11 protein-coding genes and 1 pseudogene are annotated in these 12,560 nt (G+C 55.7%); 11 read left to right on the top strand and 1 reads right to left on the bottom strand.

All coding sequences use genetic code 11. From position 1 onward, the window contains the following. Positions 1 to 125: 125 nt before the first annotated feature. Positions 126 to 991: pseudogene (locus EB809_RS00010) on the top strand (IS3 family transposase); the annotation flags it as partial. 170 nt (positions 992 to 1,161) lie between these two features. Here EB809_RS00010 and EB809_RS21210 read toward each other — a convergent pair. Further along, on the bottom strand, positions 1,162 to 1,698 hold the full coding sequence (locus tag EB809_RS21210) for a prepilin-type N-terminal cleavage/methylation domain-containing protein (RefSeq protein ID WP_123632525.1): 537 nt from the start codon (positions 1,696 to 1,698) through the stop codon (positions 1,162 to 1,164). Positions 1,699 to 2,008: 310 nt separating this feature from the next. On the opposite strand from EB809_RS21210, the gene pilB reads away from it, so the two are divergent. From pilB to EB809_RS00065, 10 genes are all read left to right on the top strand, one after another. Further along, positions 2,009 to 3,724: a type IV-A pilus assembly ATPase PilB gene (gene pilB / locus EB809_RS00020; RefSeq protein WP_123632526.1), complete on the top strand. Its 1,716-nt coding sequence runs from the start codon at positions 2,009 to 2,011 to the stop codon at positions 3,722 to 3,724. 2 nt (positions 3,725 to 3,726) lie between these two features. Then, entirely contained in the window at positions 3,727 to 4,944 is a 1,218-nt protein-coding gene (locus EB809_RS00025; protein WP_123632527.1) for a type II secretion system F family protein, read from the top strand. Between the two features lie 102 nt (positions 4,945 to 5,046). Further along, positions 5,047 to 5,922 (top strand): prepilin peptidase, encoded by an 876-nt coding sequence (locus EB809_RS00030; protein WP_123632528.1) that lies wholly within the window; start codon positions 5,047 to 5,049, stop codon positions 5,920 to 5,922. 15 nt (positions 5,923 to 5,937) lie between these two features. Further along, entirely contained in the window at positions 5,938 to 6,567 is a 630-nt protein-coding gene (gene coaE / locus EB809_RS00035) for a dephospho-CoA kinase (RefSeq protein WP_123632529.1), read from the top strand. Beyond that, on the top strand, positions 6,564 to 7,022 hold the full coding sequence (locus tag EB809_RS00040; RefSeq protein WP_123632530.1) for an HIT family protein: 459 nt from the start codon (positions 6,564 to 6,566) through the stop codon (positions 7,020 to 7,022). Before coaE ends, EB809_RS00040 begins: the two co-directional genes overlap by 4 nt. 1 nt (position 7,023) lies before the next feature. Next, the gene (locus EB809_RS00045) at positions 7,024 to 8,082 is read left to right on the top strand and encodes a hypothetical protein (RefSeq protein ID WP_223807749.1); all 1,059 of its coding nucleotides are present in this window, start codon (positions 7,024 to 7,026) and stop codon (positions 8,080 to 8,082) included. Beyond that, positions 8,079 to 8,819 (top strand): tRNA (N6-threonylcarbamoyladenosine(37)-N6)-methyltransferase TrmO, encoded by a 741-nt coding sequence (gene tsaA / locus EB809_RS00050; RefSeq protein WP_123632531.1) that lies wholly within the window; start codon positions 8,079 to 8,081, stop codon positions 8,817 to 8,819. Before EB809_RS00045 ends, tsaA begins: the two co-directional genes overlap by 4 nt. Before the next feature lie 151 nt (positions 8,820 to 8,970). Next, complete coding sequence (locus tag EB809_RS00055) at positions 8,971 to 11,319, top strand: response regulator (protein WP_317848685.1); 2,349 nt, start codon at positions 8,971 to 8,973, stop codon at positions 11,317 to 11,319. A gap of 141 nt (positions 11,320 to 11,460) precedes the next feature. Beyond that, on the top strand, positions 11,461 to 11,658 hold the full coding sequence (yacG, locus tag EB809_RS00060) for a DNA gyrase inhibitor YacG (protein WP_123632532.1): 198 nt from the start codon (positions 11,461 to 11,463) through the stop codon (positions 11,656 to 11,658). Positions 11,659 to 11,807: 149 nt separating this feature from the next. After that, a complete protein-coding gene (locus EB809_RS00065; RefSeq protein WP_123632533.1) occupies positions 11,808 to 12,362 on the top strand; it encodes a YfaZ family outer membrane protein in 555 nt (184 codons plus the stop codon). The last annotated feature ends 198 nt before the right edge of the window (positions 12,363 to 12,560 follow it).

Genomic DNA, 12,560 nt, shown 5'->3' on the forward strand with positions numbered 1-12,560 from the left:
GCTATTCCCAGAAGCAGTTAAATGAATTTGCAAGGAAGCTGAATGAACGACCGAGGAAAACACTCGACTACCTGACACCTGTGGAGAAGCTGCAAAGCATATTTGCGTTGACCGGTTGAACTCACCACAGCTCTCTTGATGTCGGACGACATGAATCGTACGCGCTGATAGACCGGTTGGGAGAGCAGGAGTCGATTGAACGGGTCTGTGAAGCGTTTGAAGTCAGCCGTTCCAGCTACTACGAATACCGCCAACGGCGGAACCGTGTGGATGTAGAACGCTTGGCCCTGAAGGCTCAGGTCAACCGCCTGTTTAACAAGAGCCGCAGCTCTGCCGGCAGTAGAACGATCAAGGGCATGCTCAATGACGACGGCGTTGTCATCGGGCGCTTCAAGGTTCGACGATTGATGAGTGAGCTGGGGCTGATCTGTAAGCAGCCGGGGCCTCACGCCTACACGCAGGCGACCGTTGAGCGACCGGATATCCCGAACCATCTGGATCGTGAGTTTGCAGCAGAACGGCCTAACGAGGTCTGGTGCGGTGATATCACTTACATCTGGAGCGGCCAGCGATGGAGTTATCTGGCTGTGGTGCTGGATCTGTATGCCCGCCGGGTTGTTGGTTGGGCCATGTCATCCAGTCCTGATGCCGACCTGGTTGTCAAAGCTCTGGACCACGCCTGGGAACAGCGTGGTCGACCGGAGAAAGTCATGTTCCACTCGGACCAGGGCAGTCAGTACGCCAGCCGCAAGTTCCGTCAGCGGCTCTGGCGCTATCGAATGACGCAAAGCATGAGCCGGCGCGGCAACTGCTGGGACAATCCTCCGATGAAGAGGCTGTTCCGGAGTCTGAAATCGGAATGGATACCGGCCTTTGGATATCGGAACCTGCCCGAGGCTAAAAAGGATGTTGGTGGCTATCTGATGGACTACTACACCGGCAACGACCCCATGGGTTCAACGACGGCATTTCACCTGTTGTCGCTGAGGAAGACCTTAAAATACTACCAAGGATTAGCTTGCCACCACGAAAAGAACCCCTCACCTTTGCAGCGAGAGGTTCCCAGTCCAAGCTTGGCATTGGCTTGCTAAATATGACTAATACATTTCAGCTTAGAGCATGATTAACAGTATCTACTCAATCAAACCAAGCTTGCCACTATCAATTGCCAGTACAATCAATGCCACGACCCGCAGTACCAGTAGTCGCAGCAACAGCCGGGTTGTTGCCAACCCCCGCAACAGCAGCAACATCATCACGACAACCTGTGCCTGACATCACCCACTGAATAGCACCGGTTGGAGCTGTACCATTTGTGGAATCAAACGGCATTGGAGTCCACAAGAGAGTCAGGTTAATTCCGCCTGCATCAGTAGCCGTTGTTGTTATTGAAATCACTCCATCGGTAACACTCATGGCGTCTATATAATTAATAGTTGCGCCGTCATTACCCGCCGTGATCGCGGGGGGAATCTCGTTATTATTATACCCATTATCACATGTTCCAAGTGCACCTTCCTGCTGAAAGCAGAGTGCAACAGCAGTTTTAACACCTGCAATACCACCTGCCGCACCAGCGACCTCTGAGCGCTGGGTGTAATCCTGATAGGCAGGGATCGCCACCGCGGCCAGAATACCGATAATCGCAACAACGATCATCAATTCAATCAAAGTAAAACCCTGTTGTACGCGCTTCATATAAATCTCCGCATTATCTCTTTCATTTGACGCCCCGGTCGGGGAAGCCTGCGCAAAATAAAGCACGAACCATGCCACACCAATAAAATTCAATAAAATCAATTTATTTTAAAACAAAAACCCTAAAACTGTGCCACGACCCTTGGATGGCAGTGACATACGGCGCCGACTACTGACGTTTTTTGTCACCCTGATAAATTTGCGACCGAGAGGGCTGACATGACTACAAACGAACCTTTCAAAACATTTAGGTCCGATCTAAACTTGAGCGTCAGAAACATTCAGCAACCTGTCGACAGCACTCAAATTTATGCCTCCAAGCAATCAAAACGTTACCCTGACCGGACTCGCTCGCCGATTTGTCGAGGACGGTCTCCTGGATGAAGCTGCGGCGCGCGATGCCTTTATTCAAGCTTCCAACAACAAAATCCCGCTGATCACCTATCTGGTCCAGAACAACCTGGCTGATAGTCGGGGGCTCGCATTCTCAGCCGCAATGGAATTCGGAGTTTCTGTTCTCGACCTAAGCTCATTCTCCCCGGAGATGCTTCCTGAGAAGATTGTCGACGAAAAGCTGGTTCGCAAGCACAACGCTCTCCCCCTCTACAAGCGAGGCAAGCGGCTGTTTATAGCCGTATCCGACCCCACCAACATCCAGGCGCTGGATGAGATCAAGTTCAATACGGGGCTAAGCACGGATGCCATCCTGGTTGATGATGCCAAGCTTCGGGAGTTGATCGACCGCTACCTGGAATCCCATGAGACATCCATGGGAGACCTGGAAGATGGGGACCTTGAAGACATCGATATTGAAGGGGGCGAAGAGGATAACGACGACGCTGCGGTTGCCGCATCGGATGTCGATGACGCACCTATTGTAAAATACGTCAATAAGGTTCTCTTGGATGCTATTCGAGGCGGTGCATCTGACATTCACTTCGAACCCTATGAAAAAGTTTATCGCGTAAGAACGCGGACAGACGGCATCCTCAAAGAAGTCTCCAAACCATCCATAAAGCTGGCCCCGAAAATCGCGGCTCGTGTAAAGATCATGGCCCAGCTCGATATTTCCGAGCGTCGGGTGCCGCAGGACGGTCGGATCAAGATGAAGCTGTCCAAGACCAAGGCCATCGATTTTCGGGTCAATACGCTTCCGACGCTTTGGGGCGAGAAAATCGTCCTTCGTATCCTTGATCCAAGTTCGGCGAAACTGGGGATTGATGCTCTGGGCTACGAGGACGAGCAAAAGCAGATGTATATGGAGGCCCTCGAACAGCCTCAGGGTATGATTTTGGTAACTGGCCCAACCGGCTCCGGTAAAACGGTATCCCTTTACACAGGCCTGAACATCCTGAATACGCAAGAGCGCAACATTTCCACAGCTGAAGACCCAGCAGAAATCAATCTGGAGGGCATCAACCAGGTTAACGTCAATAATAAGGTTGGCCTAGGCTTCGCTGAAGCGCTGCGCGCGTTCCTGAGGCAGGATCCGGATGTCATCATGGTTGGCGAGATTCGGGATCTCGAAACCGCGAACATCGCAATCAAGGCCGCCCAGACTGGCCACTTGGTTCTATCCACACTGCACACGAATAGCGCACCGGAAACCCTCACCCGCATGATGAACATGGGAGTTCCCGCCTTTAACATCGCCACCTCCGTCAGTCTGATCATCGCCCAGCGGCTGGCTCGCCGCCTCTGTAGTTGCAAGGAGCCGGCCGACATTCCGAAAGACGTGCTATTGAAGGAAGGCTTCACAGAGCAACAAATTGAAACAGGCTTTACTTTGTACCGCCCCAAGGGCTGTGATAAATGCAATGGTGGGTATAAAGGCCGCGTCGGCATCTACGAAGTCGTCAAGGTCACCGACAACCTCGCCAACATGATTATGGAAGAGGCGAGTTCGATTAAGATCGCAAAACAAGCGCAGGCGGAAGGCTTCGCGAACCTCAGGCAGTCCGGCCTCAAGAAGGTCATGGATGGCGTGACAAGCCTCGAGGAAGCGAACCGCGTGACGAAGGATTGACAATGGCAGCGAACGCACAGAAATTAGCAACTTTTGTCTGGCATGGCAAAGATCGCCGTGGGAACAAAGTTAATGGAGAATTATCCGGCCCGAGCATAGCTCTGGTGAAGGCTCAGCTTCGAAAACAAGGCATTGTTCCTGACAAGGTAAAAAAGAAGCCGAAGCCTTTGTTTGGGAGCGGAAAAAAAATATCCCCATTCGATATTGCTCTACTAACACGTCAACTTGCAACCATGATGAAAGCAGGCGTTCCATTAGTGCAAAGCTTTGATATTGTTGCAGAAGGCATGGAGCATAAGTCGCTGCAAGATCTGGTATTAGCCATTAGGAACGATATTGCTGCGGGTACGGGCTTTGCTAGTTCACTCAGAAAGCACCCAAAATATTTTGATGACCTTTACTGCAATCTAATTGATTCTGGTGAGAAATCCGGCGCACTGGAACATATGCTTGACCGTGTGGCCACATACTTGGAAAAGACAGAACTATTAAAGAAGAAAGTAAAAAAGGCGATGACATATCCAGCCGCCGTAGTAGCTGTAGCTATTGTCGTCACCGGGATCCTTCTGGTGAAAGTTGTGCCTCAGTTCCAGAGCCTTTTCGAAGGATTTGGCGCGGAACTTCCAATGTTCACACAGTTTATTGTGAACTTGTCAGAATGGATGCAATCATGGTGGTTCATTATATTATTGGCGGCTGCTTCCTCAATCTATCTGTTCAAGGAAGCTAAGCGTCGTTCTCAAAAGTTTTCTGACGCCGTAGAAAAGTATTTATTACGGATCCCGGTTGTGGGTGAAATCATAGATAAATCTGCGGTAGCAAAATTTGGGAGAGTGTTGTCGACCACTTTTGCCGCCGGTGTTCCGCTTGTCGACGCACTGGAATCAGTTGCAGGAGCGACAGGCAATGCTGTTTACAGAGATGCAATTCTCAAAATACAGAGTGAGGTTTCGAGCGGTACTCAGCTACAAGCGGCAATGAGATCAGTCGGTGTCTTTCCCGTGATGGCAATTCAGTTAACTTCCATCGGCGAAGAGTCGGGCAATTTGGATGCCATGTTAGGTAAAGTTGCAGAACACTACGAAGCAGTGGTTGATGATATGGTTGACAACCTTACGTCTCTCATGGAGCCACTTATCATGTCAGTTCTAGGCGTGCTAGTGGGCGGTCTAATAGTTGGCATGTACCTGCCAATATTCCAAATGGGCCAAGTTGTCTAACGCTTTATAACGCTGAAGCCAGAACCGCCCGGCAGGACTATCATTGCCGGGCGACTCTTGTGAGCTGTCAAGATACTCGGAACCTGTAAACCAAGGCCGTTCATGCCCACCCTCGTAGCACTACTTGATTATCCAGCCTATCTCTACCCGATCCTGATCTTTCTCTCCCTCTGCATCGGCTCCTTCCTAAACGTCGTCATCCTCCGCCTCCCCAAAATGATGGAGCAGGACTGGCGCTGCCAATGCGAGGAGTTTTTGGAAATTCCAGAAGGCGAGCGAAAGCCGGAGAAGAAATTCACCCTTTCCTCTCCAAACTCAACCTGCCCAAAATGCGGGCACGAGATCAAGCCCTGGGAAAACATCCCGGTCATCAGCTACCTGTTCCTTGGTGGCAAGTGCGCCTCCTGCAAAGCACCGATTTCGATTCGCTATCCGCTTATTGAAGCCGCCACTGCCATTCTGTCGGTCTTTACCGTGGCCTGGCTGGGCGCCGGCGAGAAGGGGCTTTGGGCGCTGGTTCTGGTGTGGGCATTGATCGCCCTGACCGTGATCGATTTCGATACCCAGCTTCTACCGGACAGCATCACCCTTCCCCTGCTCTGGCTGGGTCTTATTCTCAACTACTTCGGAGTACTGACCGATTTCAGCAGCGCCTTCTGGGGGGCGATCTTTGGTTATCTATCCCTCTGGTCCATCTACTGGCTGTTCAAGCTGGTAACAGGCAAGGAGGGCATGGGGCATGGTGACTTCAAGCTGTTAGGCGCCCTGGGGGCCTGGCTGGGATGGCAATTGCTGCCAGCGGTGATTCTGCTATCGTCCGTGGTGGGTGCCGTCATCGGCATCAGTCTGATCGTTTTCCGTGGCCATGGGCGCGAGGTACCGATTCCGTTTGGGCCCTATCTGGCGATCGCCGGCCTGCTTGCACTCTGGTTCGGTCCGGAGATGACGGCAGCCTGGGTCAACTTCCTCAAAGTATAACAACAGGTCTATCCATTGAGAGTCATCGGTCTGACGGGCGGTATTGGCAGTGGCAAATCCACGGTCGCTCGTTTCTTCCAGGAGTTGGGTGTCCACGCCGTGGATGCCGACATTGTTGCTCGTGAAGTCGTGGAGCCCGGAACGCAGGCGCTGGCCCGGATTGCTGAGCACTTTGGCAAGAATATCCTGACGTCCGAAGGAGCATTGGATCGCGCGGCCTTGCGGCAGATCGTGTTTGAAGCGCCAGCCGAGCGGGAATGGCTGGAGAATCTGCTCCATCCCATCATTCGAAACGAAATCAGACGCCAGCTCTGGCTGGATGATGAACCCGCTCCGTCGGACTATCCTCACCAGTATGTCCTGCTGGTTTCTCCGCTGCTCCTGGAAACCGATCAGCATCAGTTGACGGATGAGGTGATTGTGGTGGACGTGCCTGTTGAAACCCAGATCGAACGCACCATGAGTCGCGATCAGAACAATCGAGACCAGGTGGAGCGCATCATTGCCGCACAGATGCCCCGGGAGGATCGACTCCAGAAAGCCGATCACGTGGTTGATAACACCCAACCTCTCGCGGTGGTCGAAGACGAGGTCAAGGCGCTTCACGCATTGCTGGACGCGAATTCTGTGGATCAACATTCATGAGCAAGCCCTGCATTTTTTGCCAGATCGCGGCCAATGAAGCGCCCCACGCCCTGGTCTACGAAGATGCTGAATGCAGCGCTTTCATGGATATCCATCCGCTTGGACGGGGCCACGTTCTTGTTATTCCGAAACAACATGCGGTTCAGATAACCGAGCTGGACGGTGCTTTTCAGGATCGACTGTTCCAGGTTGCTCGCCGGGTACTCAAGGCACAACGCCAACTCGGTTGGGGACTGAAGGGAACCCATATTCTCCTGAACGATGGCAAGGCAGCAAACCAGACGGTGCCGCATGCTCATATCCACGTCATTCCCCGGGAATCCCGGGACAACCTGAAATCCATGGGACGTCTTCTGCTGCACGTGACTGGCTTGTTCGGTCCTCGCCAGAAGCCAGCGGTATTGCAACAACAGGCGGAAGCGCTTCGGCATGAAATGGATCGTTTCCAGGAATAGAGTGCGTCCAACCAGCTACACCAAGACGCTCTTTCTTTGCCTCACCACCCTACCCTTGGCCGCCCTGGGCAGCATGGCGGATCGGGAAGAGCCGTTCGTTTCTCCTTTGCGAATGGACGCGCTTGATGCGGATTTTTTTACCTACACTGAGGACCAGCGTTACACGCAGCCGCAGGACTCCTGGTGGCTGGATACGTCAGAGTGGATCATCCGCCAGCACGAAGAACGCTCCAAACAAGTCCAGAACATGGGCGCGTGGGCCGACCAGACACTGGCCGGTGATCAGCTCGCCCTTCCAGACAACCAGAGCTACCTGCGGATCGGTTTCGCTACCCGCTCGGAAACCGGCAATTTGGCCCAAATCCAGCCGGAAGCCCGCTTCAAGCTGGATCTGCCCACCGTTGAAGAAAAACTGCGTCTGGTCGTGGAAAGTGACAGCGAGGAGACAAAATCCCTGTCTGAGCGGGATCGGGATCGCCAGCTGACCGAAGACGAACGCAGTGACTCCGAGGCCACCGGTGCCTTGCGCTATATCACGGATCTGACGGACACATTGAACCTGACCAACGACGTGGGTGCCCGGCTGCGACTGCCGCCGGATGCGTTCTGGCGGGCACGCTCCCGCGGGCGGTTCGACCTCGCCGACGACTGGGACCTGGATATCGACCAGCGGGTTTATTATTTTCACCAGGACGGCTGGGGCGAAAGCACCTGGCTGGGATTTTCCAGGTTGTACGGAGAGTGGCGGTTCCGGAGCGCCTCTGAATTGCGCTGGGTACATTCCGACCGGAATTTCGAGTTTTCCGAGATCTTCAGCCTCTACAGTCGGCCCAACAATCGGGCCGAACTGAATCCCCGCATGGGCGTCCTCGGCGAGAGCCAGCCCTCATGGCGTCCGACGGAATACTTCGTTGATTTCACCTACCGTTATCGTCTTTACAGCACCTGGCTTTATGGCGAGGCCATCCCGGCCGTGAACTTTTACCGAGACGACAATTTCGGCGAAACCACGTCCATCACCTTTCGTATCGAAATGTATTTTGCCGGAAGTATCCGATGAGCCGACATCCATCCCGACCGGCACAGGACGCCCTGACGCTTGAACCGATTGCGATCACCCGCTCCTGCTTCCAGGACAAGTTCGGCGTCCCCCGCCAGCCGGGCCTCACCCGACACGCCTGGGCGGATCTGGTCATCCAGCCGCCCTACAATCGGGAAGACGCCTTCCGGGGCCTCGAAGACTGCTCCCATCTCTGGCTGACGTTCCAGTTCCATGAAGCCGTGAGAGCCGAATGGCGGCCGACAATTCGCCCACCCCGGCTCGGCGGCAACAAAAAAGTCGGCGTGTTTGCCAGCCGCTCGCCCTTCCGCCCCAACAGCCTGGGCCTGTCCGTCGTGCGCAACGAAGGGCTACGCCGGCATAACGGCGATTTGGTGCTGCGCATTCGGGAGCATGACCTGATTGAGGGAACGCCCATCCTCGACATCAAGCCCTACCTGCCGTTTGCCGATGCGGTCTCGGATGCGGAAATTCCATGGGCCTCAGCGCCGCCCACCGAACGTTTGCCAGTCGAGTTTGCGGCAGAAGCCGAGGACCAATTGAATGCTTTGGATCCCGAGCACTACCCTGAGTTTCGCGCATTGATCGAAGATGTGGTGGCCTATGATCCGCGCCCGTCATTTCGCCGTGGGCGCATCGAGGACCGGATCTATGGCGCGCATCTGTACGACCACAATGTCCGCTTCCGCTTCACCGAGTCAGGCGTGACCGTTTTGACGATAAGTCTGCTAGACTGAGATTTCAGCCAGAACAGGGCTGCAGAAGACATCTGTAATAAAGTAGCCTCGGAACACACCCGGGCATTCGGGGTATAGAAAGGGGCCACCGGCATGACACAGGTGCCTCAGGTTTGCCGTAGTCGCATCACTTCACCAGGGAAACGGTAGCGTGGCATTACGAACATCCCTCAAGAAATTCGGTGTCCGGCCACTCGCGGCACGCCTGCTGGTCTACGTCCTGATTTTCAGTTTCCTGCTCTCCATTGTCGCCACGGGCGCCCAGATGCTGGGTGAATTCGGCCGTCGCAAGAGTGAGTTGCAGGAAGTCCAGAACCGCGCCGCGGAGATGTTGCAACCGGTGCTGAGCAGCAATCTCTGGATGCTCGATTTCAAGGCCGTGGAAACCAGTCTTGATGGACTGCTCGCCTTCCCGTCGATGCAGTACGCCGAAGTCCGTTCCGAAACCGGCGATGTCTTTCGCGCGGGCCAGCCGGTCGATCACGATCGCATTGAGCAGACCTACCCGATCAAGATGAGCGACGGCGAACACCAGGGGCAACAGCTGGGCACGCTGACCATCAGCTCGTCCCTGAGCACGGTCTACCAGGAGGTGATCAGCCGCGGCCTGATTTTGCTGCTGTTCCAGAGCATGATCGCGATGCTGGGCACCCTGGGCCTGCTGGTCATCGTGCGCCTGACCCTGACCCGGCACCTGGAAACCATTTCCGATTACATCAAACGACTCAACTTCGATGCCCTGATCGCCCCGCTCAAGCTTCGACGCCGTCCACCACGCCGGGCCGATGAACTCAGCGAAGTCGAGCATGCACTGAACATCATGCGCGCCCAGCTGCTGGAAGAAGCACGCGACCTGCGCCAATCCAGCCTGCGCTCAAGGGACGAACGGGATGAAGCGGTACGGGCCAACCATGCCAAGAACCTGTTCCTGGCCAACGTCAGCCATGAATTGCGTACGCCCCTGCAATCCGTACTGGGCTATGCCAGCCTGCTCGAAGATACGCAACTTGACGACGAGCAACGGGATTTCGTCAAAACCCTGCAAAACTCCGCCGAGAGCCTGTCCGCCATCATCAACGACCTGCTGGACATTTCCAGCATGGAAGCGGGCAAGCTGGTGCTTGAGGACATTCCGTTCGACCTGCGCGACACCCTGAATGACCTGGTGGTCATGCTCGGCGAGCGGGCGCGGGAGAAAGGGTTGGCGCTGGAGTTGCGCGTCGATGAGAACCTGCCCAGCGCCCTGCGGGGGGATCCGATCCGCCTGCGCCAGATCCTGCTGAACCTGACCTCCAACGCCATCAAGTTCACCGATTCAGGCCATGTCCTGGTCAATCTGGAAGTGCTCGGCCACAAGGACGACCGCATTCAGCTCCGCATTGCCGTTGAAGACACCGGGGTGGGCATCCACGCTGAAGATCTGCCGCTGGTCTATGAACCCTACGTCCAGTTGGGACAACGTTTTCGCCGGCAGTTGCCGGGAGCCGGCCTGGGGCTGACCATCTGCCGGCAGTTGATTGGACTGATGGGCGGGCACCTGGATGTCCAGAGCTGCCCCGGCGAAGGCTCCACATTCTGGATCGAACTGGACCTGGCCACCGCGCCGGAAGGCACCACCCGTGTACGCCCGGACACCCGCATGATCCGCGGTAAACGCCTGCTGGTAGTGGATTCCTACGCGCTATCCCGCAAAATCACCCTGGAGATGCTGTCCCGCAACGAGGTGGAGATCGAAGCCGTCCACTCCGCCGCCGAAGCCCTGCTGACCCTGCGCCAGAGCAGTGACAGCGGCGTCCCCTTCGATGCCATGATCCTGGACGGCTTCGTCCCGGATATGGACAGCGATCTCCTGTGCCAGCAGGTGCGTGAAAATCCCGACTGGAAGGATACCCGTATCCTTGTGCTGTCCTCCAACCCGCAGCGCGGAGACGCGGAACACTTCCGACAGGCCGGCGCGGACGGCTTCCTCAGCAAGTCGCTACGAGAATCCTGCCTGACCCCGATCCTGCACCAGATGTTCAGCGATCGCGCCAGCGGCGAGCGCGCGTTCCTGACCCGATTCTCCCTGCAGCCCAGCCCGGAACAGCGCAGTCCGCACCCATTGCCCAGCCAGCGTATGCGCGTTCTGCTGGTCGAGGACAATCCGGTCAACCGCACACTGACCCGCCGACTTTTGGAGAAGCTGGGGTGTGAGGTCACCACAGCCAACGATGGCGAAGCCGCCTTGGGCCTGATCCAGTGGCACGAATTCGACATCATCTTCATGGACTGCGTGATGCCACGGGTCGATGGTTACGAAGCCACCCGGCGTCTGCGTGAGCGCGAACGCACTCTCAACCAGCCGGCCGTGCCGGTGATCGCGCTGACCGCCAGCGCGATGGAAAAGGACGAAGAGCGCTGTCGCCGGGCGGGTATGGACGCCTTCGTTGCCAAACCCGTGAACATGGAGATGCTCCGTGCCGTGATCGAACAGTTCTGCCGGAGTGCAATCGACGTCTGAGCCGGTTACCATAGACCTCAGAGCACAACGAATAGATAGCCAGTTAAATCAGTTCGTTGCGCTTGTCTGGTCCATCCCGTCCAAGCGTTGAACACATTTCCCCAACGCGAACGGGCAATCTCAACCGGTAGTCAGAGATCCATGCTTGTCACCTGCCCAACCTGCAAAAACGACGTCGAGTGGGACGTCAACAATCCTTATCGGCCATTCTGCTGCGAGCGCTGCAAGCTGATTGACCTGGGCGCCTGGGCCAACGAGGAATTCCGAATCCCTGCTGAAGACGCCGACCCGGGTGAATTTCCGGACGCTGACAACGAGCACGACTTTCCGAAGCACTGAACGACTCAATCGGGATTCAGACTAATACGTCTGCAACCCATTGATCGGCGTCATGGAAGACCCGGCTGAATGACCAGATGTTAAGTTGAGAGGCCCTTAGCCCATGGCTACTATGGGCCGCAGAACCAACGAACGATAAGGGTAAATCCATGAAATATTGCCGCCTTTCCATTCTGGCACTGTCCGTGGCCGCCACACCGGCGCTGGCCGCCGATTTTGATCTCAGCCTGACCAACGATTCCGCCAAAGGCCAGATCGACTTCATGCCGAACACCGCCGATCTCCAGGCCGGCGCCGGCTACACCTACCACGAAGGCAGCCGCCACATCGTCAACCTGGACCTGCACGCGCAAGGCCGCACGGCACTGGGCAACCTGCCAACGACCGCCGGTATCGGCGTTCAGGGTATTGGCTGGGATGATGACGACTTTGATGGCGGCGCGGTGGGCATCGGTGGTTTCGCCACCATGAACATCCCCAACGTTCCTGGCCTGTCGGTGACCGGCGCCCTGCACTATGCACCCAGCATCCTGTCCTTCGGGGACTCCGACGATATGACCAGTTTCGAAGGACGGGTCAGCTATCGGGTCATCCGCAACGCCGAACTGTTCGCTGGCTACCGCTACCTGAACACCGATCTCGACCCCCGCGGCGACATCGATCTGGATGAAGGCGCCATGGCCGGTATGAAGCTCTACTTCTAAAACCCGAACGTCAGAGCGCTTTCAGCAAGAAACGGGATTCCGGATGAATCCCGTTTTTTATTTCTCGGCTTATCGATCTCCCCCCGCTAACGCACAACACGCCGAAATAAGCCTTCCTCTCCGTTCCGTGCCAAACCTCACTTTTTCGGGTTAACGGTCCTGCTAATCTGCCGGGAACTCAAAAATCCTGGATGCCCG

Origin of the sequence: Marinobacter sp. R17 (assembly GCF_003789045.1) — a bacterium.
In the GTDB taxonomy this organism is placed as follows: Bacteria; Pseudomonadota; Gammaproteobacteria; order Pseudomonadales; family Oleiphilaceae; genus Marinobacter_A; species Marinobacter_A mangrovi.